The organism is Pseudomonas sp. G3-19, from assembly GCF_054855875.1.
In genome coordinates this window covers 3,625,840-3,649,857 of the sequence record NZ_JBMPIQ010000003.1, presented here as the reverse complement: position 1 = coordinate 3,649,857, position 24,018 = coordinate 3,625,840, and the positions used below count along the sequence as shown (strand labels likewise).

20 protein-coding genes are annotated in these 24,018 nt (G+C 60.5%); 13 read left to right on the top strand and 7 right to left on the bottom strand.

The window, feature by feature from the left end:
* Window positions 1-170: 170 nt before the first annotated feature.
* A complete protein-coding gene (locus ACOYXI_RS16820; protein ID WP_461675070.1) occupies window positions 171-617 on the top strand; it encodes a response regulator in 447 nt (148 codons plus the stop codon).
* A gap of 199 nt (window positions 618-816) precedes the next feature.
* Here the strand turns inward: ACOYXI_RS16820 and ACOYXI_RS16815 are convergent, their stop codons facing one another.
* Window positions 817-2,994 (bottom strand): malate synthase G, encoded by a 2,178-nt coding sequence (locus ACOYXI_RS16815; protein WP_282413202.1) that lies wholly within the window; start codon window positions 2,992-2,994, stop codon window positions 817-819.
* 648 nt (window positions 2,995-3,642) lie between these two features.
* Between ACOYXI_RS16815 and ACOYXI_RS16810 the strand changes: the two genes are divergently transcribed.
* Window positions 3,643-4,161, top strand: coding sequence for a glycine cleavage system transcriptional repressor (locus ACOYXI_RS16810; protein ID WP_095137448.1), 519 nt, complete (start codon window positions 3,643-3,645; stop codon window positions 4,159-4,161).
* 223 nt (window positions 4,162-4,384) lie between these two features.
* Here ACOYXI_RS16810 and rarD read toward each other — a convergent pair whose 3' ends face one another.
* From rarD to ACOYXI_RS16785, 5 genes are all read right to left on the bottom strand, one after another.
* Window positions 4,385-5,272, bottom strand: a complete 888-nt coding sequence (gene rarD, locus ACOYXI_RS16805) for an EamA family transporter RarD (RefSeq protein WP_027610684.1) — start codon at window positions 5,270-5,272, stop codon at window positions 4,385-4,387.
* 193 nt (window positions 5,273-5,465) lie between these two features.
* Entirely contained in the window at window positions 5,466-6,440 is a 975-nt protein-coding gene (locus ACOYXI_RS16800; protein WP_027610685.1) for a serine/threonine protein kinase, read from the bottom strand.
* Window positions 6,441-6,649: 209 nt separating this feature from the next.
* On the bottom strand, window positions 6,650-8,551 hold the full coding sequence (locus tag ACOYXI_RS16795; protein ID WP_461675069.1) for a PhoX family protein: 1,902 nt from the start codon (window positions 8,549-8,551) through the stop codon (window positions 6,650-6,652).
* A gap of 71 nt (window positions 8,552-8,622) precedes the next feature.
* Window positions 8,623-9,387, bottom strand: a complete 765-nt coding sequence (locus ACOYXI_RS16790; RefSeq protein WP_223006920.1) for a TOBE domain-containing protein — start codon at window positions 9,385-9,387, stop codon at window positions 8,623-8,625.
* A gap of 187 nt (window positions 9,388-9,574) precedes the next feature.
* Window positions 9,575-10,309, bottom strand: a complete 735-nt coding sequence (locus tag ACOYXI_RS16785) for a phosphoribosyltransferase family protein (RefSeq protein WP_461675068.1) — start codon at window positions 10,307-10,309, stop codon at window positions 9,575-9,577.
* Window positions 10,310-10,400: 91 nt separating this feature from the next.
* Between ACOYXI_RS16785 and bioB the strand changes: the two genes are divergently transcribed.
* The 9 genes from bioB (at window position 10,401) to ACOYXI_RS16740 (ending at window position 20,939) form a co-directional block, all read left to right on the top strand.
* Window positions 10,401-11,456 carry a biotin synthase BioB gene (bioB, locus tag ACOYXI_RS16780; RefSeq protein WP_047596458.1) on the top strand — a complete coding sequence of 352 codons (1,056 nt, stop codon included), beginning with the start codon at window positions 10,401-10,403 and terminating at the stop codon, window positions 11,454-11,456.
* Between the two features lie 159 nt (window positions 11,457-11,615).
* A complete protein-coding gene (gene bioF / locus ACOYXI_RS16775; RefSeq protein WP_098968458.1) occupies window positions 11,616-12,794 on the top strand; it encodes an 8-amino-7-oxononanoate synthase in 1,179 nt (392 codons plus the stop codon).
* Window positions 12,787-13,518: an alpha/beta fold hydrolase gene (locus tag ACOYXI_RS16770; RefSeq protein ID WP_098965938.1), complete on the top strand. Its 732-nt coding sequence runs from the start codon at window positions 12,787-12,789 to the stop codon at window positions 13,516-13,518. Before bioF ends, ACOYXI_RS16770 begins: the two co-directional genes overlap by 8 nt.
* A complete protein-coding gene (bioC, locus tag ACOYXI_RS16765) occupies window positions 13,511-14,323 on the top strand; it encodes a malonyl-ACP O-methyltransferase BioC (protein WP_461675067.1) in 813 nt (270 codons plus the stop codon). Before ACOYXI_RS16770 ends, bioC begins: the two co-directional genes overlap by 8 nt.
* On the top strand, window positions 14,320-15,000 hold the full coding sequence (bioD, locus tag ACOYXI_RS16760) for a dethiobiotin synthase (RefSeq protein WP_003228900.1): 681 nt from the start codon (window positions 14,320-14,322) through the stop codon (window positions 14,998-15,000). Before bioC ends, bioD begins: the two co-directional genes overlap by 4 nt.
* A 109-nt stretch (window positions 15,001-15,109) precedes the next feature.
* On the top strand, window positions 15,110-15,406 hold the full coding sequence (locus ACOYXI_RS16755; RefSeq protein ID WP_003228898.1) for a hypothetical protein: 297 nt from the start codon (window positions 15,110-15,112) through the stop codon (window positions 15,404-15,406).
* A gap of 276 nt (window positions 15,407-15,682) precedes the next feature.
* The gene (locus tag ACOYXI_RS16750) at window positions 15,683-17,488 is read left to right on the top strand and encodes a phenylacyl-CoA dehydrogenase (RefSeq protein WP_027610694.1); all 1,806 of its coding nucleotides are present in this window, start codon (window positions 15,683-15,685) and stop codon (window positions 17,486-17,488) included.
* Window positions 17,489-17,681: 193 nt separating this feature from the next.
* Window positions 17,682-18,971: a GGDEF domain-containing protein gene (locus ACOYXI_RS16745; protein ID WP_098965935.1), complete on the top strand. Its 1,290-nt coding sequence runs from the start codon at window positions 17,682-17,684 to the stop codon at window positions 18,969-18,971.
* A 189-nt stretch (window positions 18,972-19,160) separates the two neighbouring features.
* Complete coding sequence (locus ACOYXI_RS16740) at window positions 19,161-20,939, top strand: acyl-CoA dehydrogenase C-terminal domain-containing protein (RefSeq protein ID WP_134787482.1); 1,779 nt, start codon at window positions 19,161-19,163, stop codon at window positions 20,937-20,939.
* A 226-nt stretch (window positions 20,940-21,165) separates the two neighbouring features.
* On the opposite strand, the gene ACOYXI_RS16735 is transcribed toward ACOYXI_RS16740, so the two are convergent.
* The gene (locus ACOYXI_RS16735) at window positions 21,166-22,095 is read right to left on the bottom strand and encodes a LysR family transcriptional regulator (RefSeq protein ID WP_096796669.1); all 930 of its coding nucleotides are present in this window, start codon (window positions 22,093-22,095) and stop codon (window positions 21,166-21,168) included.
* Window positions 22,096-22,264: 169 nt separating this feature from the next.
* Between ACOYXI_RS16735 and ACOYXI_RS16730 the strand changes: the two genes are divergently transcribed.
* Together ACOYXI_RS16730 and ACOYXI_RS16725 are read left to right on the top strand one after the other, a co-directional pair.
* Window positions 22,265-23,548: an aspartate aminotransferase family protein gene (locus tag ACOYXI_RS16730; protein ID WP_461675066.1), complete on the top strand. Its 1,284-nt coding sequence runs from the start codon at window positions 22,265-22,267 to the stop codon at window positions 23,546-23,548.
* A gap of 196 nt (window positions 23,549-23,744) precedes the next feature.
* Complete coding sequence (locus ACOYXI_RS16725) at window positions 23,745-23,903, top strand: YqaE/Pmp3 family membrane protein (protein WP_003228885.1); 159 nt, start codon at window positions 23,745-23,747, stop codon at window positions 23,901-23,903.
* Window positions 23,904-24,018: the final 115 nt, after the last annotated feature.

Genomic DNA, 24,018 nt, shown 5'->3' with positions numbered 1-24,018 from the left:
GTCTAGGTTTGAGCTGCCGTTGGGCACATTTGGGAAGTGCCCTACAAAAACAGTCGGAAATTCCCCCGCCAGCCACTTGGAAAAAAATCCGACGAAGTGCACATTGAAGCTCTGCTTAGCGATGTCTGACGACTGTGCCAGGTGACTGAATTGAAAACGTAGAGAATGCCATGTCCGACCACGATATTTTGAGCGACGCCGAGCGTGAAGCGCTCAGCGCAGTAATGCTCGAACCCGACTTGCCGCCGCAGCGAGTACTGATCGTCGATGACGACAAGGACGCACGGGAGCTGTTGTCGGAGATACTCGCGTTGGATGGCATTCGTTGCATGACCGCGGCCAGCGGTGAAACCGCGCTGAAGATGCTCGACGAAAAACCTTCGATCGGGCTGGTGATCACTGATTTGCGTATGGGCAATGTCGGTGGGCTGGATTTGATTCGGCAGGTGCGTGAGTCGGAGCGGGCGGCGTTGCCGATCATCATTGTTTCCGGCGATGCCGATGTGAAGGACGCCATCGCCGCGATGCACCTGAGCGTGGTGGATTTTCTGCTCAAGCCGATTGATACGGCGAAGTTGCTGGGTCTGGTCAAACACGAATTGGGCATTGATCCCTGACTCTCAAGCGACACCGCCCCCCCTGTGGGAGCGGGCTTGCTCGCGAATGCGTCCTTTCTGTCGAAGTTAATGTTGAATGTGAGTCCGTCTTCGCGAGCAAGCCCGCTCCCACAAGGGATCTCCAGTGGTCCGGAGATTTTTATAGGCCAACAAAAAAGCCCTGATCTCTCGACCAGGGCTTTTTCACATCAGCGCAAATTTACAGGCCGTTGGCTTTCTTGAACTCACGACGACGACGGTGCAGTACCGGCTCGGTGTAGCCGTTCGGCTGTTTGGTGCCTTCGATCACCAGTTCGACCGCCGCCTGGAAGGCGATGTTGCTGTCGAAGTTCGGTGCCAGCGGACGGTACAGCGGGTCGTTGGCGTTCTGCCGGTCCACCACTGGCGCCATGCGCTTGAGGCTTTCCATCACTTGCGCTTCGGTGACGATACCGTGCCGCAGCCAGTTGGCGATGTGCTGGCTGGAGATGCGCAGCGTCGCACGGTCTTCCATCAGGCCGACGTCATTGATGTCCGGCACTTTCGAACAACCCACGCCCTGGTCGATCCAGCGCACTACGTAACCGAGAATGCCCTGAGCGTTATTGTCCAGTTCGTTCTTGATCTGCTCCGGGGTCCAGCTCGGGTTGACTGCCAGCGGGATGGTCAGGATGTCGTCTACCGAAGCACGGGCACGCTTGGCCAGTTCGGCCTGGCGGGCGAACACGTCAACCTTGTGGTAGTGCAGCGCGTGCAGCGCAGCAGCGGTCGGCGACGGTACCCAGGCGGTGTTGGCGCCGGCCAGCGGGTGAGCGATTTTCTGTTCGAGCATCGCCGCCATCAGGTCGGGCATCGCCCACATGCCTTTACCGATTTGCGCACGACCTTGCAGGCCGGTGCTCAGACCGATATCGACGTTCCAGTTTTCGTAGGCGCCGATCCACTTCTCGGCCTTCATGTCGGCCTTGCGCACCATCGGGCCGGCTTCCATGGAGGTGTGGATTTCGTCGCCGGTACGGTCGAGGAAACCGGTGTTGATGAACACCACGCGCTCGCTGGCAGCCTTGATGCAGGCTTTGAGGTTGACCGTGGTGCGGCGCTCCTCGTCCATGATCCCGACTTTCAGGGTGTTGCGCTTGAGGCCCAGCACATCTTCGATGCGACCGAACAACTCGTTGGTGAACGCCGCTTCTTCCGGGCCGTGCATCTTCGGTTTGACGATGTAGACCGAGCCGGTGCGAGTGTTCTTGCGCGAGGTGTTGCCGTTGAGGTTGTGCATCGCCGCCAGACAGGTCACTAAACCGTCGAGTATGCCTTCCGGCACTTCGTTGCCGTCCTTGTCCAGGATCGCGTCGATGGTCATCAGGTGACCGACGTTACGCACGAACAGCAGCGAGCGACCGTGCAGGGTCAGTTCACTGCCATCGACCTTGGTGTAGGTGCGATCCGGGTTCATGGTGCGGGTGAAGGTCTGGCCGCCCTTGGCGACTTCTTCGGACAGGTCGCCCTTCATCAGGCCGAGCCAGTTGCGGTAGATCACCACTTTGTCGTCGGCATCGACGGCAGCCACGGAGTCTTCGCAGTCCATGATGGTGGTCAGTGCCGCTTCCATCAGGATGTCTTTGACGCCGGCGGCATCGGTCTGGCCGACCGGGGTGCTGGCGTCGATCTGGATTTCGAAATGCAGGCCGTGGTTCTTCAGCAGTATCGCGATCGGCGCTTCTGCCGAACCCTGGAAGCCGATCAGTTGAGCATCGTCACGCAGGCCGGTGTTGCTGCCGCCCTTGAGGGTGACCAGCAGTTTGCCGTCAACGATCTTGTAAGCCGTCGAATCGACGTGGGAGCCAGCGGCCAGGGGCGCCGCTTCGTCGAGGAACGCACGGGCGAAGGCGATGACTTTGTCGCCACGCACCTTGTTGTAGCCTTTGCCTTTTTCCGCGCCACCGTCTTCGCTGATCGCGTCGGTGCCGTAGAGGGCGTCGTACAGCGAACCCCAGCGGGCGTTCGAGGCGTTGAGGGCGAAGCGGGCGTTCATCACCGGCACTACCAGTTGCGGGCCGGCGGTGCGGGCGATTTCATCATCGACGTTTTGCGTCGTTGCCTGGAAATCAGCCGCTTCTGGCAGCAGATAACCGATTTCTTGCAGGAAGGCTTTGTAGGCCACGGCGTCGTGCGCCTGACCAGCACGCTCCTGATGCCAGGCATCAAGACGAGCCTGGAAGTCATCGCGTTTGGCGAGTAGAGCTTTGTTCTTCGGCGCCAGGTCATGAATGACCTTGTCGGCACCTTCCCAGAATTTATCGGCGGTGAGGCCGGTACCGGGAATGGCTTCGTTGTTCACGAAGTCGAACAGGACTTTGGCGACCTGCAGGCCACCGACTTGAACGTGTTCAGTCATTGCTTGCCTCACTCTGCTCAGCTATTTCGCTTTTCAGCTCTTCAATTTTGACAATGAAGCCTCTGGCCATTTAAACCACAAACCTTCCGACCAGTACATGCCATTGCTGGCGGCTGGGCTGGGACCAATCAACGGCTTGGGGGCCTTGCTGACGGGGCTTTCAGGGTTGCGAACATGCCTTGGGCAGACATCGATCCAGCGTTATGTAGTGCGCGCCGAGGCATACTACATGATGCGTTGCGCTTGTGAAAATCAGACTAATAACGTCGTTCTGCGACCTCATGACGCATTGCGGTCACGTCGCGGAACGGGATGTTCTCAAAAAACCATCGGATTGTTCCAGCTAAATATAAAAAGTTGTACACATAAATCCTTTCTGCCTGCTATGGCATCCCCCTGCGGTGCACACTCTGTGGCGAGGGGATTTATCCCCGATGGGTGGCGAAGCCGCCCCCTGCGCGCTGACAGGTAGACCGAGCTGACAGGGTTTACGGCTGCTGCGCAACCGATCGGGGATAAATCCCCTCGCCACAGGTTGCATCCAAAACCAAGACACAGGTCACTCGCACAAATTGCTGCCCGGGCTGAATCAAACCCCTTGCCTATACTTGCCTTTCTATAACAAAAGTCATGACAAGAGGGCGCGCCATGGACCATCTCGTACTCACTGTGTTTGCTCCGGACAAGCCCGGGCAGGTCGAGCGCATCGCCCAATGCATCGCCGAGCACGGCGGCAACTGGCTGGAAAGCCGCATGTCACGGATGGCCGGGCAGTTCGCCGGGATTCTGCGAGTGGGCGTACCGGCGGAGGCTTACGACGAATTAGTCGATTCCCTACAAGCACTGTCGGCCCAAGGCATTCGCGTGCTGATCGCGGAGAGTGGTATCGAGCAGTCCTGCACCTGGAAACCGATCGCCATGGAGTTGGTGGGCAATGACCGCCCGGGCATCGTGCGCGACATCACCCGGTTGCTCAGCGAGCAGGGGGTGAACCTCGAACGGCTGGTGACCGAAGTGCGCCCGGCACCGATGAGCAGCGAGCCGCTGTTTCACGCTGAAGCGATTCTGGCGGTGCCGCTGACCCTGTCGCTGGACGTGCTGCAATCGCGGCTGGAAACCCTGGCCGATGATCTGATGGTCGAACTGGTGTTACGCACAGATCTTTAAGCGCCGTCGAGGTTATCCAGTTTTAACGTGCACCTGCCTGTGGATAACCTGTAGAGACCGGGCGCTACGCCACGCCAGCCGTGGCTTGCCGGGAACTGATCAAAAAACCGCCAGCATTCAGTGACTTGCGCACAAACGGCGGGGATCACGCTGTGGATAACCTTGGGAAGGAACGTTGCAGGCCACGAGAACCGTGGCCTGCGAAGCTTTGTGCGTTTTTTGATCAGCTGCGCCGACGCAAACTGATCACCGCATCGACGCTGTACACGGCCAGACCGGCCCAGATGAAGATGAACGCGATCAGCGTGCTCGACGACAAGTGCTCACCAAACAGCAACACCGCTTGCAGCAGCACCAAGGTTGGCGCGGTGTACTGGAGGAAACCGATGGTGGTATAGGGCAGATGACGGGTGGCAGCGTTGAAACACACCAGCGGGATGAGCGTCACAGGACCCGCCGCCACCAGCCACCAGGCTTGCGAGGTGGTCCAGAACTCGGGTTGAGCGCTGGTCGCGGTCTGGTTGAACAGCAGCCAGGCCACGGCAATCGGCACCAGCATCCAGGTTTCCACCACCAGCCCCGGCAAGGCCTTGACCGGCGCCTGTTTGCGGATCAGACCGTAAAAACCGAAGGTCAGCGCCAGCACCAGCGACACCCACGGCAGACTGCCGACTTGCCACACCTGCTGCGCCACGCCGATGGCCGCCAGCCCTACCGCGATCCACTGCATGCGCCGCAGGCGTTCGCCGAGAATCAGCATCCCCAGCAGCACGTTCACCAGCGGGTTGATGTAGTAACCGAGGCTCGCCTCGAGCATGCGCCCGTTGTTCACCGACCACACGTAGGTCAGCCAGTTGGCCGCGATCAGGGTGCCGCTCAGGGCCAGAATCGCCAGGCGCTTGGGGTTGTCGAGCAACTCGCGCAACCAGCCCGGATGCTTCCACACCATCAGCAACAGCGCACCGAACAGTGCCGACCACAACACGCGGTGAATGATGATCTCGACAGCGGGGACTTCGGCGATGGCTTTGAAGTAGATCGGGAACAGGCCCCAGATGATGTAGGCACTCAGGCCCAGAATGTACCCGCGACGCGGGTTGGCGGCTTGCATGCAGAATCCTTGCTTAGGCGGCTGACAAAGCAGGGATTGTAAGGAGATTTGTTGGCAAATGAGTTTTGAATTTGTGAATACTGGCCAAATGTGGGAGCGGGCTTGCTCGCGAATGCGGTGTATCAGCAGCAGAATAATTGCCTGACACACCGCCTTCGGGAGCAAGCCCCCTCCCACAAAGGTTTGTGGTGAATCAGAAGAGTTTCAGTGGCTCTTCATTCAGCGCGGACAGTTGTTCGCGCAGCGCCAGCACCTGATCGCCCCAATACCGTTCCGTACCAAACCAAGGAAAGCTGTGCGGGAACGCCGGGTCGTCCCAGCGTCGTGCCAGCCAGGCGCTGTAGTGCATCAGGCGCAGGGCGCGCAGCGGTTCGATCAGCGCCAGTTCACGGGGATCGAAGTCGTGGAATTCGTTGTAGCCGTCCATCAGTTCCGACAGTTGCCCGAGGCATTCCTGACGGTCGCCGGCGAGCATCATCCAGATGTCCTGCACGGCCGGGCCCATGCGGCAGTCGTCGAGGTCGACAATGTGGAACATTTCATCGCGGCACATCATGTTGCCGGGGTGACAGTCGCCATGCATGCGGATGTTCTGGTGGGGCGTGGCGGCGTAGACGTCTTCGACCCGCTTGAGCAGGTCGCGGGCCACTGACTCGTAGGCCGGCAGCAGGCTCTTGGGGATGAAGTTGCCTTCAAGCAACGTCGCCAGCGAGGCATGGCCGAAGTTCTGTACGCCCAGTGCTTCACGGTGTTCGAACGGCTTGGTCGCGCCGACCGCATGAATCCGCCCGAGCAACTGGCCGAGACGATACAACTGATCGAGATTGCCCGGCTCCGGCGCACGGCCGCCGCGACGCGGAAACAGGGTGAAACGGAAACCGGCGTGTTCGTGCAGGGTCTGGCCGTTGTGGATCAGCGGCGCCACCACCGGGATTTCGACGTCGGCCAGTTCGAAGGTGAACTGGTGTTCTTCGAGGATGGCTTCGTTGGTCCAGCGTTGCGGACGGTAGAACTTGGCGATCAGCGGTTCGGAGTCTTCGATACCGACCTGATAGACGCGGTTTTCGTAGCTGTTGAGCGCCAGAATGCGTGCGTCACTGAGAAACCCGATGCTTTCGACGGCATCGAGCACGAGATCGGGTGTGAGGGTTTCAAACGGGTGGGCCATGCTGACTCCTGCGCGCAGCAGGCTGCCGCGTCCGGCCCAGCATGGTAGCGCAGACTGTGGAGGTTGAGGGTTTTGCCTTGAATAGTGGGCTGCCTGGAAGGGCCTCTTCGGGAGCAAGCCCCCTCCCACAGTGGATCTCCGGTGTGCCGACCATCTCATGCACTCAGCCGATCCAGTGTGGGAGCGGGCTTGCTCGCGAAAGCGATTTATCAGGCGCCGACGATCCCGCCATCCTCACGGGTAATCGCCATCACCGATGAACGCGGCTTGCCATTCGGCAGATGCTCGGGGAAGGTCGAACCGCCGTTCTCGCCTGGATGCTGAATCCCGACAAACAGGGTTTTCTGGTCCGGCGAGAAGCTGATCCCGGTCACTTCACAGCCAATCGGCCCGACCATGAACCGGCGAATTTCGCCGGTCTTCGGATCGGCACAGAGCATCTGGTTGTTGCCCATCCCGGCAAAGTCCCCGGCGTTGCTCGAGTCGCCGTCAGTCAGAATCCACAAGCGCCCGGCCTTGTCGAAGCCCAAACCGTCCGGGCTGTTGAACATGTTCTGCGGGGTGATGTTCGACGAACCGCTCTTCGGCGTACCGGCGTGCACGCCCGGATTGCCGGCGACCACAAACAGATCCCAGGCAAACGTCTTCGACGCGTGATCGTCGCGGTCGGTGCGCCAGCGCAGGATCTGCCCGTAGACGTTCTTCGCGCGCGGGTTCGGCCCGCCCACCGGCTGCCCGTCTTCGCCGCGCTTGGCGTTGTTGGTCAGGGTGCAATAAACCTGGCCGTCCTTCGGGCTGACGACGATCCATTCCGGGCGGTCCATACGCGTGGCGCCGACCACACTGGCGGCGAGGCGGGCGTGGATCAGCACTTCGGCCTGATCGGCGAAACCGCTGCTGGCGTCGATGCCGTTCTTGCCGTGGGTCAGTTCGATCCACTGGCCTTGGCCTTTCGGGTGATCAGGGTTGCCGTCACCGGCGTCGAACTTGGCCACATACAGCGTGCCGTGGTCGAGGATGTCGCGGTTGGCTTTGGCGTTGCGGTGGTTGATGCGGTCGCGGCTGATAAACTTGTAGATGAACTCGCCACGTTCGTCGTCGCCCATGTACACCACGGCGCGACCGTCATCGGTCTCGGCGAGGGCGGCGTTTTCATGCTTGAAGCGACCCAGCGCCGTACGCTTGACTGGGGTCGATTGCGGATCGAACGGATCGATCTCGACCACCCAGCCGTGACGGTTGAGTTCGTTGGGGTTTTTGGCCATGTCGAAGCGCGGGTCGAACGGGTGCCAGTTGATTTCGCGACTGGCGGCCGACACGCCGTAGCGCTTTTGTGCCGGGTCGAACTGCTGCTGAGCGTTGCTGCTGCCGAAGCAGTCGGTGAAGTTCTCTTCGCAGGTCAGGTAGGTGCCCCACGGCGTCTTGCCGTTGGCGCAGTTCTGGAAGGTGCCGAGGACTTTCTTGCCGTGCTTGTCGGCGGCCGTCTTCATCAGCTCATGACCGGCCGCCGGGCCACTGATGCGCAGCGGCGAGTTGCCGTGGATGCGGCGGTTGTAGCGCGAGCCCTGGACGAACTGCCATTGGCCGTTCCTGCGCTGCACTTCGATCACCGACACACCTTCGCAGGCCAGCGCCTTGCGCACGTCTTCGGCCGACTGCGGCATGCCGCCGTGCGGGTAGAGGTAGCGGTAATTGGTGTATTCGTTGTTGATCGCCATCAACGCACGGTTTCGGTCGTCGGGGAATTCGAACAGGCTCATGCCGTCGTTGTTGTCGCCGAACTGCACTTCCTGAGCGGCGGCGGTGCCATTGCCGCTCGGGTCGAAGGCCGGGCCGTTCTTGTGCAATGGCTGACCCCAGCTGATCAGCACCGAGGACTTGTAGCCCTTTGGCAGACTGATGACATCGGTGGTTGCGGCGGGAATGCTCTCGAAACCGAGCAGGCGGCTGTTGCCGGCGCTGATGCCGGTGGCCAGCGCGCTGCGGCTCAGCAGGTTACCGCCGAGGAACATAGCAGCGCCGCACAGTGCACCGGCGCTGATGAAACCGCGACGGCTGAGGCCGACCATTTTTTCCAGATCAGTCGATTGGTTTTCTTCTAATAGGCTCACATCAGGCTCCCTGCTTGGTTTTGGCAGCAACCTTAATGGGGGGCTATGAAGCTTTTGTTGCAGAAAGTCCGTTACAGCGGCGTGCCGATCAGCACATTGGACGGCGAGAACTGCACCTGCACCGGTTGCTCGACACTCAGCCCACGGGTGCGAAGCTGCAGCGGCTCCGCCAGAGCGCAGAGCGTCTGGCCGTTGGGCAGGGCGATGCGAACTTCGCTGGGGCCGTCTTCGGCATCTAGAATGGCTTCGATAGTGCCTTGCAGAAGATTGTGTCCAGATGTTGCAACTTGCTCCGGGGGCAGTAGTTCAAGCCAGCCAGCCTTGATCAAGGCCACCACTTCGGTGCCCGGTTGCAGTTCCAGGTGCACGGTGCTGTCGTGGGTGATCTGCGCGTTGATCCACAGGCCTTCGGCCAGTTCGAGGCGAATCAGGTCGTTGCGGCCCTGACCTTCGATGGCCACGACTTTGCCGTGCAGCTGGTTACGCGCGCTGGTTCTGAGCATCAATCGCCCAAGCAGATCCAGATCGCTGGCGTCCTCAGCGGCCTCCAGCACCTGCGCCTGTAAAGCTTGCAGCTTTTGGTACAGACGCAACACCCGTTCGCCTTCGCTGGACAATCTGGCACCGCCGCCGCCCTTGCCGCCGACCGCGCGCTCCACCAGCGGTTTCTGCGCCAGGTTATTCAGCTCATCGATCGCATCCCACGCCGCTTTGTAACTGAGCCCGGCGCTTTTCGCGGCGCGGGTGATCGAGCCCTGTTCGGCAATGTGTTGCAGCAGGGCGATGCGCTGCGGACGGCGGACGATGTGCTGGGACAACAGGGTGGGCAGGGACATTGGTGGGGGCTTTTTCACAGTGGCGGTGGAGAGTGAAGTTGGCGGCTTGCGACGCATCAGTCAAGCCAAACACAGTGCCCTTGTAGGAGTGAGCCTGCTCGCGATGGCGGTGGAACAGTCAGCATCAATGTTGGCAGTGATTGCGCTATCGCGAGCAGGCTCACTCCTACAAGGGATTGTGTCGGTTTCAGCTTCCGGGTTTTGGCGTGCGCGCCAGGCAATACACGTCAACTCTCGACGCCCCTGCATCCCGCAGCAGTCGCGCCAGTGCCTGGGCCGTGGCGCCGGTGGTCAGCACGTCATCGATCAATGCGAAGTGCCGACCTTTCACCTTTGCGTCAGGGGCCAGGGCGAAGGCGTGACGCAAGTTACGCTTGCGTGCCTTGGCGTCGAGATCCTGCTGGGCGCTGGTGTCGTGGATCCGCCGTAGAGCATGTTCCTCAAAAGGCAGATCCAGCTGTTGGCTTAACCATCGCCCCAGCATTGCCGCTTGATTGAACCCGCGTTGACGCAGACGTCTCCCCGCCAACGGCACCGGCAACAACACATCGGGCCGCGGCAAACCTTCATCGAAGCGATGTTGCAGGTATTGTCCGGCAACGTCGGCGAGCAGGTGACCAAACGGCCATTTCGCGTTGTGTTTAAAACGCGTAATCAAACTGTCCACCGGGAAGTCATAGCGCCACGGCACCACCACCTGTTCGAACGCCGGCGGCTCTAGCAGGCATCCGCCGCAGGTCAGTCCAGCGCCGGGCAGCGGCAAGGCGCAGGTCTGGCAATGGTTGCCGAGCCAGGGCAGATCGGTTTCGCAGGCGACGCAGATTGGCACTTCTGCTTCTGCGGGTTCATCGCACAACAAACAGCTTTGTACGTTTTTTAAACAGATGTAAACCTGTGCTTCGTCTCGTGGTTGACAGCGCATGACTCTTCCTTAAATATGCCGAACATCCGTGTCGCGCCTGTGGGTATTCCGTTCCCGCAGCCGCCAGCCAAGCATAACCAAGGAACTGCCCATGAGCGCCAGCACCTCTGCCACCCTGCGTCACGACTGGTCTTTAGCCGAAGTCAAAGCGCTCTTCGTACAGCCATTCAACGACTTGCTGTTCCAGGCGCAGACGGTGCACCGTGCCCATTTCAACGCCAATCGCGTGCAGGTTTCCACGCTGCTGTCGATCAAGACCGGCGCCTGCCCGGAAGACTGCAAGTACTGCCCACAGTCCGGTCACTACAACACCGGCCTGGAAAAAGAAAAGCTGATGGAAGTGCAAAAAGTCCTCGAAGAGGCTGCCCGCGCCAAGGCCATCGGCTCGACCCGTTTCTGCATGGGGGCCGCGTGGAAGCACCCGTCGGCCAAAGACATGCCGTATGTGCTGAAGATGGTTGAAGGCGTGAAGGCCATGGGCCTGGAAACCTGCATGACCCTCGGTCGTCTCGATCAGGAACAGACCGAGGCGCTGGCCAAGGCTGGCCTCGATTACTACAACCACAACCTCGACACCTCGCCTGAGTTCTACGGCAGCATCATCACCACCCGCACCTACAGCGAACGCTTGCAGACGCTGGCCTACGTGCGTGAGTCGGGGATGAAGATCTGCTCCGGCGGCATTCTCGGCATGGGCGAGTCGCTGGACGACCGCGCCAACCTGCTGATCCAGTTGGCCAACCTGCCGGAGCATCCGGAGTCGGTGCCGATCAACATGCTGGTGAAAGTCGCTGGCACGCCGCTGGAAAACGCCGAAGACATCGACCCGTTCGACTTCATCCGCATGCTCGCCGTGGCGCGCATCCTCATGCCGCAATCCCATGTGCGCCTGTCCGCCGGCCGCGAAGCGATGAACGAGCAGATGCAGGCCCTGGCGTTTTTCGCCGGTGCCAACTCGATTTTCTACGGCGACAAACTGCTGACCACCGCCAACCCGCAGGCCGACAAGGACATGCAACTGTTCGCGCGCCTTGGCATTCAGCCGGAAGCACGCGAAGAGCATTCCGATGAAGTGCATCAGGCCGCGATCGAGCAGGCGCTGGTGGAGCAGAAGAGCAGCGAGCAGTTCTATAACGCGGCGGTCTAAACCTGCGCGGATTTCTCTGAAGGAATGCAAAACCCCTGTGGGAGCGGGCTTGCTCGCGAAAGCGTCAGTGCAGTCGACATTAACGTTGAATGTCAGACCGCCTTCGCGAGCAAGCCCGCTCCCACAGGGAATCTGTGTCACTTGAAAGTCGAGGCCTGCATGTCTTTCGATCTCGCCGCACGCCTTGCTGCCCGCCGTGCCGAAAATCTCTACCGCCAGCGTCCGTTGCTCGAGTCCCCGCAAGGGCCTGAAGTGGTGGTCGACGGCCAGCCGTTGCTGGCGTTCTGTAACAACGACTACCTCGGACTGGCCAATCACCCGCAGGTGATCGAAGCCTGGCGCGCCGGTGCCGAGCGCTGGGGCGTCGGTGGCGGAGCGTCGCATCTGGTGATCGGCCACAGCGGCCCGCATCACGCACTGGAAGAAGCCCTCGCCGATCTCACCGGCCGGCCGCGTGCGTTGCTGTTCACCACCGGCTACATGGCCAATCTCGGCGCGGTCACGGCGCTGGTCGGGCAGGGCGATACGGTGCTGGAAGATCGCCTCAATCACGCCTCGTTGCTGGATGCCGGTCTGTTGTCCGGCGCGCGTTTCAATCGTTATCTGCACAACGACGCCGACAGCCTGGCCAAGCGCCTGGAGAAAGCCACCGGCAACACGCTGGTGGTCACCGACGGCGTGTTCAGCATGGACGGCGATCTCGCCGATCTGCCGGCGCTGGCCCGCGAGGCCAAGGCCAAGGGCGCGTGGCTGATGGTTGATGATGCCCATGGCTTCGGCCCGCTCGGTGCCAATGGCGGCGGGATCGTCGAGCATTTCGGTTTGAGTCAGGACGATGTGCCGGTGTTGGTTGGCACCCTCGGCAAGGCGTTCGGTACGGCGGGTGCTTTCGTCGCCGGCAGTGAAGAGCTGATCGAAAGCCTGATCCAGTTCGCCCGGCCCTACATCTACACCACCAGCCAGCCACCGGCGCTGGCCTGTGCGACGCTGAAAAGTCTGGAATTACTGCGCACCGAGCATTGGCGGCGTGAGCACCTTAACCTGCTGATCCGCCAATTTCGTCGAGGGGCCGAGCAGATCGGTCTGCAACTGATGGACAGCTTCACCCCGATCCAGCCGATCCTGATCGGCGACGCCGGTCGAGCCGTGCGCCTGTCGCAGATGCTGCGCGAACGCGGCTTGATGGTCACGGCAATCCGTCCGCCTACCGTCCCGGCAGGAAGTGCACGCCTGCGCGTGACCCTGACCGCCGCTCACAGCGAGGCGCAGGTGCAGCTATTGTTAGAAGGACTGGCCGATTGCTTTGCCCAACTGCCGCCGGAGCCAAGCCATGCGTGATCGCCTGATTCTGCTGCCCGGCTGGGGCCTCGGTGTTTCGCCGCTGGAGCCTCTGGCCGCCGCTTTGCAAGGGCTTGACGAGCATCTGCATGTCGAGATCGAGCCGTTGCCGGAGCTCGATTCCAGCGACCTGCAGGACTGGCTCGACGAACTCGATGAACGTATTCCTCAGGACGTGTGGCTGGGCGGTTGGTCGCTGGGCGGCATGCTTGCCTCTGAACTGGCAGCACGGCGCGGCGAGCGTTGCTGCGGTCTGCTGACGCTGGCGAGCAATCCTTCATTTGTCGCCCATGAGCATTGGCCGAGTGCGATGCCGGGCGAGACGTTCGATGCATTTCTCGCCAGTTGCCAGACCGACCCGCGGATGACCCTAAAACGGTTCTCGTTGTTGTGTGCTCAGGGCGCGCCGGACCCGCGCGGCATGTCGCGGCTGCTGCTGGGTGGCGCGCCGGCCACTTCGCCGCAAGCGTTGATGGCCGGGCTTGAACTGCTGGCGCAGATCGACACGCGCGAAGCGTTGCAGGCGTTTCGCGGCCCGCAGTTGCACCTGTTCGCCGGGCAGGACGGCCTGGTGCCTGCGGAAGCGGCGGGGGCGTTGTTCGCCCTGTTGCCGGATATCGAAATTGGTCTGATCGAACAGGCCAGTCATGCGTTTCTTCTGGAAGACCCCCATGGCGTGGCGGGTGCGATCCAGGCTTTTCTACACGAGTGCGGTGATGACTGATTTGTCTCTTGTTGCGCTGCCTGGCGGCTTGCCTGACAAGCGCCAGGTTGCGGCCTCTTTCTCCCGTGCGGCGGCCAGCTACGACAGCGTTGCCGAGCTGCAGCGTGATGTCGGTTCGCAGTTGCTCGCGCGCTTGCCAGCGGGTTTTGTGCCGGCACGCTGGCTGGATCTGGGCTGCGGCACCGGGTATTTCACTCGCGCAATGGCCGAGCGATTTGTCGAGGATCATGGTTTGGCACTGGATATCGCCGAGGGCATGCTCAATCACGCCCGTCCTTTGGGTGGTGCGCAGTATTTCATCGCTGGCGATGCGGAACGTCTGCCGTTGCAGGATTCGACCTGTGAGCTGATCTTTTCCAGCCTTGCGGTGCAGTGGTGTGCGGACTTCGAATCGGTGCTCAGTGAGGCTTTTCGCGTACTGAAACCCGGTGGGATGTTTGCGTTTGCTAGTCTTTGTGTAGGGACGTTGTACGAGTTGCGCGACAGCTGGCGGCAGGTCGATGGTCTGGTGCACGTCAACCGCTTCCGCGAATTCGCCCGTTATGAGCAGTTGTGTGCCGCCAGCGGCTTGCGTACGGTGAGTCTGCAGAATCAGGCGCATGTGTTGCACTACCCGGATGTGCGCAGCCTGACTCACGAACTCAAGGCACTCGGCGCGCACAATCTGAACCCCGGTCGGCCGGGTGGCTTGACCGGACGCGCGCGGATTCTTGGGTTGATCGAGGCTTACGAGCAGTTCCGTCAGGCGCAGGGATTGCCGGCGACTTACCAGGTGGTCTACGCCGTGTTGGAGAAACCCTTATGAGCGCAGCCTATTTCATCACCGGGACTGACACCGATGTCGGCAAGACTACCGTGGCTGCCGGGTTGCTGCATGCTGCGCGCTCGGCAGGGCTGAGTACGGCGGCGGGGAAACCGGTTGCCTCGGGCTGCGAGGTCACCCCCAAGGGTTTGCGCAATGCCGATGCGCTGGCGCTGCTGGCCGAGTGTTCGGTGCCGCTGACTTATCAACAGGTCAATCCGGTGGCATTCGAGCCGGCCATCGCGCCGCATCTGGCCGCGCGTGAGGCCGGCGTCGCGCTGACCGTGCAATCGTTGCTGGCGCCGATGCGCGAAATTCTGGCGCTGAATGCCGATTTCACGTTGATCGAAGGGGCGGGTGGCTGGCGGGTGCCGTTGGCCGATCAGGACAATCTGTCGGATCTGGCCATCGCGTTGAAGCTGCCGGTGATTCTGGTGGTGGGTGTGCGCCTGGGCTGCATCAGTCATGCCTTGCTGACGGCCGAGGCGATTGCCCGCGATGGCCTGCAGCTGGCCGGTTGGGTGGCCAATATCATCGATCCGAAAACCTCGCGTCTGGAAGAGAATCTGGCGACGCTGGCCGAGCGGCTTCCAGCGCCGTGTCTGGGGCGGGTACCTAAACTGAAGTCGCTTAGCGCCGAGGCGGTGGCTGATCATCTGCAACTCGATCTGCTGGATTAATGTTTTTGGCTATGACAAGGCACTGTGCTATCAGTATTTTTGACGGGTGTTTTTCTGGCGCCTCTGCTTCAATGGCAGCCATTGATCCTTCCCAAGGATGAGAGCTCCCATGGAAATCTCCGGTAACACAGCTTTTTATGCGGGTTTGAGCACGATTCAGACCGGTCAGAACCGTGTCGATCAGGCGGCCAGCCAGATCGCCAACAACACCATCGAGCGTTCGGTCACCAGCCAGTCTTCCGAGGCGCAGGTCGATCGTCTGCGCGGTATCGACCGCAGTCAGCAAATGGATCCGGGCAGCGCCATGGCCGAAATGGCCCAAGGCAAGTTTCAGGTAGAGCTGGGCACCAAGGTCGCCAAGGCTTCCGATGAAATGCTCGGTACGATCATCGATACGTTTGCCTGACTTTTCGCGCCTCCTGCCTGCTGAACGCCGCGCCTCGTCGCGGCGTTTTTCGTTGTAAGTCCTTCTCCCTCAACTAATCTTTTTTCATTGCCCGTGGCGCTTTGCAGTCCATGGCGGTTTGCCGTGTCCGGCATTTGAAAAAAGTCATGACGAACGGCAAAAGATCGACGCTTGACAAGATTTCGGCGTAAACGTATGTTTCAAACAACTGTTTGACCGTCACAACAAATCAACGCGGTCGTTCATTCCCGGTTACATCAGCAGAGGTTTATCGCTATGCCTGACTACAAGGCCCCCTTGCGTGATATTCGCTTCGTTCGTGACGAACTGCTCGGTTACGAAGCGCACTATCAAAGCCTTCCAGCTTGCTCCGAAGCAACGCCGGACATGGTTGACGCCATTCTTGAAGAAGGCGCCAAGTTTTGTGAGCAGGTACTGGCACCGCTGAACCGCGTGGGCGACCTCGAAGGCTGCACCTGGAGCGAGTCCGGCGTGAAAACCCCGACTGGCTTCAAAGAAGCCTACAAGCAATTCGTCGAAGGCGGCTGGCCAAGCCTGGCGCACGACGTCGAGCACGGCGGTCAAGGCCTGCCGGAGTCGCTGGGTCTGGCCGTAAGCGAAATGGTCGGTGAAGCCAACTGGTCGTGGGGCATGTACCCAGGCTTGTCCCACGGCGCGATGAACACCATCTCCGAGCACGGTACCCCTGAGCAGCAAGAAGCCTATTTGACCAAACTGGTTTCCGGCGAATGGACCGGCACCATGTGCCTGACCGAACCGCACTGCGGCACCGACCTGGGCATGCTGCGCACCAAGGCCGAGCCTCAGGCTGATGGCTCCTACAAGGTTTCCGGGACCAAGATCTTCATCTCGGCCGGTGAACACGACATGGCCGACAACATCGTCCACATCGTACTGGCCCGCCTGCCGGATGCTCCGGCTGGCACCAAAGGCATTTCCCTGTTCATCGTTCCAAAATTCCTGCCGAACGCCGATGGCACCCTCGGTGCGCGCAACGCAGTGAGCTGCGGTTCGCTGGAACACAAGATGGGCATCCACGGCAACGCCACCTGCGTGATGAACTTCGACGGTGCCACCGGTTTCCTGATCGGCCCGGCGAACAAAGGCCTGAACTGCATGTTCACCTTCATGAACACCGCACGTCTGGGTACCGCGCTGCAAGGTCTGGCCCACGCCGAGATCGGCTTCCAGGGTGGCCTGAAATACGCTCGCGATCGTCTGCAAATGCGCTCCCTGACTGGCCCGAAAGCGCCGGACAAGGCCGCTGACCCGATCATCGTGCACCCTGACGTACGTCGCATGCTGCTGACCATGAAGGCCTTCGCCGAAGGCAACCGCGCGATGGTGTACTTCACCGCCAAACAGGTCGACATCGTCAAATACGGCGTCGACGAAGAAGAGAAGAAGAAGGCCGACGCACTGCTGGCGTTCATGACGCCGATCGCCAAGGCGTTCATGACCGAAGTCGGTTTCGAAGCCGCCAACCACGGCGTGCAGATCTACGGTGGCCACGGCTTCATCGCCGAGTGGGGCATGGAGCAGAACGTTCGCGACAGCCGCATTTCGATGCTGTACGAAGGCACCACCGGTATCCAGGCACTCGACCTGCTGGGCCGTAAAGTGCTGATGACTCAAGGCGAGGCCCTGAAAGGCTTCACCAAGATCGTCCACAAGTTCTGCCAGAACAACGAAGGCAACGAAGCCGTCAAAGAATTCGTTGCACCGCTGGCTGCACTGAATAAGGAATGGGGCGAGCTGACCATGAAGGTCGGTATGGCTGCCATGAAAGATCGCGAAGAAGTCGGCGCGGCCTCCGTGGACTACCTGATGTACTCCGGTTACGCCTGCCTGGCCTACTTCTGGGCCGACATGGCACGTCTGGCCGCCGAGAAGCTGGCAGAAGGTACCGGCGACGCTGCGTTCTACACCGCCAAGCTGCAAACCGCGCGCTTCTACTTCCAGCGCATCCTGCCACGTACCCGTACCCACGTGGCCACCATGCTGTCAGGCGCCAACAACCTGATGGACATGAAAGAAGAAGACTTCGCCCTGGGCTACTAAGCCTCAACGCGGTCTGACGAAAACCGCTGCTCCTTCGGGGGGCAGCGGTTTTTTTGTTGCTGAATCGCTCAGAAACCGGGGTTTTCTGCCGTTAAAGAGACTGCGTGTGATCTGGATCACATTGTGTGTGCTTAACTGGCCACATTGCAGGCACAATGCCATCTCTTTGATATGACGGGTCGGAGCTTTACCCTTGCCGCGTTCTTCTGCTGTACGTTTCAGCCATTTCCTACCTTCACTGCTGTTGTTGCTCGCGGGGTTGGCGGCTGCGTACGTCAAAGACCTCAACGTATTCTTCACTTCGCTGTTCAACGTGTTGCCGACCCTGGTGCTGCTGTTGGGCGGGGCTTACTGTGCGGTTTACCGACGTCAGCGCGAGCTGTTTCTGATGCTCACGGTGTACATCGCTTACTTTTTGCTCGACACCCAGACCGACTATTACCGCGACAATGGCAAGGTGCGCGAAGACGCCGCCGTGGTGTTTCACCTGGTCTGTCTGCTGTTGCCGTTGCTGTTCGGGCTGTTCGCCGCGTGGCAGGAACGTACGCATTTGTTCCAGGACATGGTCGCGCGCTTCGCCGTGTTGCTGGCCTTTGGCAGTGTTGCTTTGGGGCTTGAACAAAGTTATCCGCAGGCGCTGCTGATGTGGCTCTCGGAAATCCGCTGGCCGGCGCTGCACGGCGCCTGGATGAGCCTGATCCAGATGTCCTATCCGGTATTCCTCTCGGCATTCCTGTTGCTGGCCTGGCAATACTGGCGCAATCCGCGTCCACTGCACGCGGCGCAATTGGTCGGCCTGCTCGGGGTGTTCTGGATGCTGCCGAAAACCTTCATCCTGCCGTTCACCCTGAACATCATGTGCAGTCAGGTGATGCTGATGATTGCCGCTGCCGTGGCGCATGAGGCCTATCAAATGGCCTTTCGCGATGAACTCACCGGTCTGCCGGGCCGCCGCGCGCTCAATGAACGCATGCAGCGCCTGGGGCGCAACTATGTGCTGGCGATGAGTGACGTCGATCACTTCAAGAAATTCAACGACACCCACGGTCACGACGTCGGTGACCAAGTGCTACGGCTGGTCGCCAGCAAGCTGTCGAAAATCAGCGGTGGCGGTAGGGCATATCGCTATGGGGGTGAGGAATTCGCCTTGGTGTTTGCGGGCAAAACCCTCGAGGAGTGCATGCCGCACCTGGAAGTCATCCGCGAGTCGATTGCCTCCTACAACATCCAGTTGCGAAATCAGGAGAGCCGTCCGCAGGACGATCAGCAAGGTCGTCAGCGTCGTAGCGGCAGCGGTGCTTCCAGTGTCTCGGTCACGGTCAGTATCGGTGTCGCCGAGCGTGTCGAGCAACGGACGCCGGAAGAAGTCCTCAAGTCCGCCGACCAGGCGTTATACAGCGCCAAGGGCGCCGGGCGTAACTGCGTCATGGCGTTCGGACAGAATCGTCGCGGCGCGGTGCGAATGGACAGCGCCGCTGGCTGACTCAAGCCACACGTCATCACTCAAAAGCCCGCTGATTGCGGGCTTTGTTTTATCTCTGAATGCTGGTGACCAAAAATAACAAATCAGTCACCGGTTGACCCTATGTGTCGCAAAAGTTGTTGAGGTACACTCGGCCTCAACGAAAACACTCTTCCACGAATCACCTGTTTAGATCTTGCGAGGTTTGCCATGGCTGACTACAAAGCGCCGCTGCGCGATATGCGCTTCGTCCTCAATGAAGTATTCGAAGTCGCCAAACTCTGGGCCGAACTGCCGGCCTTGGCCGAGACTGTCGATGCAGAAACCGTAGAAGCCATTCTCGAAGAAGCCGGCAAGGTCACCAGCAAAAGCATCGCCCCCCTGAGCCGTGCGGCCGACGAAGAAGGCTGCCACTGGAAGGACGGTGCCGTCAGCACCCCGGCCGGTTTCCCACAGGCCTATCAGACTTACGCTGAAGGCGGCTGGGTCGGTGTCGGTGGCGATCCGGCCTACGGCGGCATGGGCATGCCCAAGGCCGTTTCGGCTCAAGTAGAAGAGATGGTCAACTCCGCCAGCCTGTCGTTCGGTCTGTATCCGATGCTGACCGCCGGCGCCTGCCTGTCGATCAACGCCCACGCCAGCGAAGAGCTGAAGGCCGCTTACCTGCCGAACATGTACGCCGGGATCTGGGCCGGTTCCATGTGCCTGACCGAGCCGCACGCCGGCACCGACCTGGGCATCATCCGCACCAAGGCCGAACCGCAGGCCGACGGTTCCTACAAGGTCAGCGGCACCAAGATCTTCATCACCGGCGGTGAGCACGACCTGACCGAGAACATCATCCACCTGGTGCTGGCGAAACTGCCGGACGCACCTGCTGGCCCGAAAGGCATTTCGCTGTTCCTGGTGCCGAAGTTTATGGTCAATGCCGATGGCAGCTTGGGCGCGCGCAACCCGGCGAACTGCGGTTCGATCGAACACAAGATGGGCATCCAGGCATCCGCGACCTGCGTGATGAACTTCGACGAAGCTGTGGGCTATCTGGTCGGCGAGCCGAACAAGGGCCTGGCGGCGATGTTCACCATGATGAACTACGAGCGTCTGGGCGTCGGTATTCAAGGTCTGGCCAGCGGTGAGCGTTCCTATCAGAACGCCGTCGAATATGCGCGCGATCGTCTGCAGAGCCGTTCGCCGACCGGCGCGCAGAACAAGGACAAGGTTGCCGACCCGATCATCGTTCACCCGGACGTGCGTCGCATGCTGCTGACCATGAAAGCCTCGAACGAGGGCGGTCGCGCCTTCTCCACGTACGTGGCGATGCAACTCGACACCGCCAAGTTCAGCGAAGACTCGACCACTCGCAAGCGCGCAGAAGACCTGGTCGCACTGTTGACTCCGGTGGCCAAGGCATTCCTCACCGACCTGGGCCTGGAAACCACCGTGCACGGCCAGCAGATTTTCGGCGGCCACGGCTACATCCGCGAGTGGGGCCAAGAGCAACTGGTGCGTGACGTGCGCATCACCCAGATCTACGAAGGTACCAACGGCATTCAGGCACTGGACCTGGTCGGGCGCAAGATCGTCGGCAGCGGCGGCGCGTTCTACAAGCTGTTCGCTGACGAGATCCGCCACTTCACCGCGACCGCCAGCGCTGACCTCGGCGAATTCACCAAGCCGCTGAACGATGCCGTCAGTACCCTCGACGAGCTGACGGCGTGGCTGCTGGATCGGGCGAAAACCAATCCGAACGAAATCGGCGCGGCCTCGGTCGAATATCTGCAAGCGTTTGGCTACACCGCTTATGCCTACATGTGGGCACTGATGGCGAAAGCCGCGCTAGGCAAAGAAGCCCAGGAGGATTTCTACGCCAGCAAGCTGGGTACCGCACGCTTCTATTTCGCCCGTCTGCTGCCGCGTATCCACTCGCTGAGCGCGTCGGTGAAGGCGGGTAGCGAGTCGCTGTTCCTGCTGAATGCTGAGCAGTTCTGATGATGTAACGTCATGTAAGCATTCTCTTACATGACGTGCTGCTGTTCTCCCATAGGCGAAGATTGGATCCACAGCTAATCTACAACTCATGGACGTCGCGCAGGAAGCGCAAAGCAACAACACGGACACGTAGGATTCTGCCAGGGTGGCGGAGTGAAATGGATGTCAGGGAAACAGTCTGCAAAGCCCCGCTTCGGCGGGGTTTTCTTTTGCCTGAAGAAAAGTATCAGGCCAGCGGATCCAGTGGCGGCGCGGCTTTCAGCGGTTTGTCTTCACGCTGAATCACTTCTTCCAGCAATGTGCGCAGTAACGCCAAAGACGCCTGCTGGCGTTGCACATCGCGGCACACCAGCCCAACCTTCAGCGGCACCCGTGGTTCGCTCAACGGCTTCCACAACAGATCCTCATCGTCGTATTCCTTCTGTGAACGCCCGGGCAGCACCGTCGCCAGTTTGGTGTGCGGCAGACTGTCGAGAATCCCCAGCATATTGTTCAGCTCGGCCTGTACTTGCGGGCGCCTACCCAGGCTGGTCAACTGAGCCTGCCAGATCTGCCGGATCTGAAACTCTTCGCCCAGCAGCAACATCGGCAATTCCGCTGCCTGCCGCATCGAGACCTTCTTGAATTCACGCAGCGGGTGATCCGCCGGGATGACCAGCGTCAGTTCGTCCTCGTACAGCATCACGCCATGCAGCCCCGGTTGGCGCGGCGGCAGGTAGCTGATGCCGATGTCCAGTGAGCCGTTGAGCAAACGGCGCTCGATCTCCAGCCCCGTCAGTTCATAGATCTGCACCACAAGATGCGGCTGCGCCTTGCGCACCCGTTCGAGCATTTGCGGCACAAGGCTGGTGTGCACGGTTTGCAGTACGCCGATCGCCAGCGTACGCAAGGCCTGCCCCTTGAAGTTGCCCAGCGCTTCCCGCGCCCGTTGCAAACCGTCGAGCAGCGGCACGGCGTGGTTGTACAGCGTGTGCGCGGCAAGGGTCGGCAACAGGCGTTTGCTGCTGCGTTCGAACAGCGTGACGTCGAGGTTCTGTTCGAGTTGACGAATCTGCTGCGACAGGGCCGGTTGCGAAATCGACAGGCGTTCGGCCGCGCGGCCGACATGTCCCTCTTCGTAGACCGCGACGAAATAACGCAGTTGTTTGAAATCCATAAGTAATGCTTATCGAAAATGCTGGTAAATCGAAATGGCCCGAAGCCGTCAGTGAGCCTAGTCTAACCGCAATCACAAGGCTTACAGGGCCAGAGAGCGCGATGAATAGCGTTTGCTTCGACAGTGTTTGCATAGGCGGTTCAAAAAACCTCAAGCGAGGTTTTTTGCAATGAATCTGTTCAGTCTGCGGCGTCAGGCGCCGAGTCTCGATGACCTCGCTTTCGAGGCCGGTCCACCCCAGGCAGGCGATAGCCTGAATGCCGAGCGACTGATGCCCAGCGTCGAGCGACCGGCGCAGGTCTTCGTGCGTGGCCAGGGATCCTGGTTGTGGGACAGCAACGACCGCGCTTATCTCGACTTCTCCCAGGCCGGCGGCGCCAACAGCCTCGGCCACAGCCCTTCGGCGCTGGTCAAAGCCATCGCCAGTCAGGCCCAGGCGCTGATCAATCCCGGTTTCAATCTGCACAACCGCGGCATGCTCAGCCTTGCCGAACGCCTGTGCGCCAGCACCTCCAGCGATCAGGCTTACCTGCTCAACAGCGGCAGCGAGGCCTGTGAGGCAGCGATCAAACTGGCGCGCAAATGGGGCCAACTGCATCGTGGCGGCGCCTCGCGGATCATTGTTGCGAAGCAGGGTTGCCATGGCCGCAGCCTGGCAACGATTTCCGCGTCGGACAGTTGCAACCTGCACAACCGCTTCGCACCGTTGCTGCCGGGTTTCGATCTGGTGCCGTTCAACGATTTACCGGCGCTGCATGCGGCTGTCGATGCGCAAACCGTGGCGATCATGCTCGAACCGATCCAGAGCGATGCCGGGGTGATTCCGGCCACCGAGCATTACCTCAAAGGCGTCGAGCGTCTGTGCCGAGAATTGGGCATTTTGCTGATCCTCGACGAAGTGCAGACCGGCATCGGGCGCTGCGGCACATTGCTCGCCGAACAGTCCTACGGCGTGCGCGCCGATATCGTTGTGCTCGGCAAAGGCCTCGGCGGCGGTGTTCCTCTGGCGGCGTTATTGGCCCGTGGCAAGGCCTGCTGCTTTGATGCGGGTGAACTGGGCGGCACTCATCACGGCAATGCACTGATGACCGCGGCCGGCCTGGTGGTGCTTGATAGCGTGCAGGACCGGGCATTCCTCGAGCAGGTCAAAGACCTAGGCCAGCACCTGCGCGAGGGACTTACTCGTCTGGCGCACCGTTATGGCCACGGTGAACTGCGTGGGCAAGGTCTGTTCTGGGGACTGAGCCTGTCAGAGGATTCCGCCGATGCCGTAGTCAAAGCCGCCTTGCACGAAGGCCTGCTGCTCAACGCGCCGCAAGCCAACTGCCTGCGTTTCACCCCGGCACTCAGCGTCAGCAAGGCCAACATCGACGAAATGCTCCTGCGCCTGGCCCGCGCCTTCTCGCGAGTGCGTACCGCGCAACTGCAATGCCGCAAAGGGATTGCCGTCTGAGCTGAAGTTTCCTACCCGATTTGAAGAACCGTCTCGCGGTATAACGCACGCCTCACGCCTGATTCTTTTGGCGTGGGGCGTTTTTTTGTGCCCGATGGTGGCGATCAAATGGCGTTTGCACTGAACCCTGAAGAACGGCGCAGGTCGATTAGCTTGTATGGCTCATGTGAGCCAACCCCCATTCAGGAGCTGACCCATGGACTTCATTCGTATCATCATCGCTATTCTGTTGCCGCCACTGGGTGTGTTTCTGCAGGTCGGGTTCGGCGGGGCGTTCTGGCTGAACATTCTGCTGACGCTGTGCGGTTACATTCCGGGGATCGTGCATGCGGTGTACATCATCGCCAAGCGCTGAGTATTGCCGAGTCAGATAAAAAGCCGTCGCGAGCAGGCTCACTCCCACAGGGGATTTGTGTTGTGAACACGGTCAACTGTAGGAGTGAGCCTGCTCGCGATAGGGGCACCGCTAT

What these genes read in the sequence shown, in the direction of transcription:
- bioB (WP_047596458.1), top strand. Translation starts at nt 10,401, where the DNA reads ATGAGCGCCAGCACCTCTGCCACCCTGCGTCACGACTGGTCTTTAGCC.
- ACOYXI_RS16815 (WP_282413202.1), bottom strand. Translation starts at nt 2,994, where the DNA reads ATGACTGAACACGTTCAAGTCGGTGGCCTGCAGGTCGCCAAAGTCCTG.
- bioC (WP_461675067.1), top strand. Translation starts at nt 13,511, where the DNA reads ATGACTGATTTGTCTCTTGTTGCGCTGCCTGGCGGCTTGCCTGACAAG.
- bioF (WP_098968458.1), top strand. Translation starts at nt 11,616, where the DNA reads ATGTCTTTCGATCTCGCCGCACGCCTTGCTGCCCGCCGTGCCGAAAAT.
- ACOYXI_RS16750 (WP_027610694.1), top strand. Translation starts at nt 15,683, where the DNA reads ATGCCTGACTACAAGGCCCCCTTGCGTGATATTCGCTTCGTTCGTGAC.
- ACOYXI_RS16785 (WP_461675068.1), bottom strand. Translation starts at nt 10,309, where the DNA reads ATGCGCTGTCAACCACGAGACGAAGCACAGGTTTACATCTGTTTAAAA.
- ACOYXI_RS16725 (WP_003228885.1), top strand. Translation starts at nt 23,745, where the DNA reads ATGGACTTCATTCGTATCATCATCGCTATTCTGTTGCCGCCACTGGGT.
- ACOYXI_RS16735 (WP_096796669.1), bottom strand. Translation starts at nt 22,095, where the DNA reads ATGGATTTCAAACAACTGCGTTATTTCGTCGCGGTCTACGAAGAGGGA.
- ACOYXI_RS16800 (WP_027610685.1), bottom strand. Translation starts at nt 6,440, where the DNA reads ATGGCCCACCCGTTTGAAACCCTCACACCCGATCTCGTGCTCGATGCC.
- bioD (WP_003228900.1), top strand. Translation starts at nt 14,320, where the DNA reads ATGAGCGCAGCCTATTTCATCACCGGGACTGACACCGATGTCGGCAAG.
- ACOYXI_RS16770 (WP_098965938.1), top strand. Translation starts at nt 12,787, where the DNA reads ATGCGTGATCGCCTGATTCTGCTGCCCGGCTGGGGCCTCGGTGTTTCG.
- ACOYXI_RS16820 (WP_461675070.1), top strand. Translation starts at nt 171, where the DNA reads ATGTCCGACCACGATATTTTGAGCGACGCCGAGCGTGAAGCGCTCAGC.
- ACOYXI_RS16740 (WP_134787482.1), top strand. Translation starts at nt 19,161, where the DNA reads ATGGCTGACTACAAAGCGCCGCTGCGCGATATGCGCTTCGTCCTCAAT.
- ACOYXI_RS16730 (WP_461675066.1), top strand. Translation starts at nt 22,265, where the DNA reads ATGAATCTGTTCAGTCTGCGGCGTCAGGCGCCGAGTCTCGATGACCTC.
- rarD (WP_027610684.1), bottom strand. Translation starts at nt 5,272, where the DNA reads ATGCAAGCCGCCAACCCGCGTCGCGGGTACATTCTGGGCCTGAGTGCC.
- ACOYXI_RS16810 (WP_095137448.1), top strand. Translation starts at nt 3,643, where the DNA reads ATGGACCATCTCGTACTCACTGTGTTTGCTCCGGACAAGCCCGGGCAG.
- ACOYXI_RS16790 (WP_223006920.1), bottom strand. Translation starts at nt 9,387, where the DNA reads ATGTCCCTGCCCACCCTGTTGTCCCAGCACATCGTCCGCCGTCCGCAG.
- ACOYXI_RS16755 (WP_003228898.1), top strand. Translation starts at nt 15,110, where the DNA reads ATGGAAATCTCCGGTAACACAGCTTTTTATGCGGGTTTGAGCACGATT.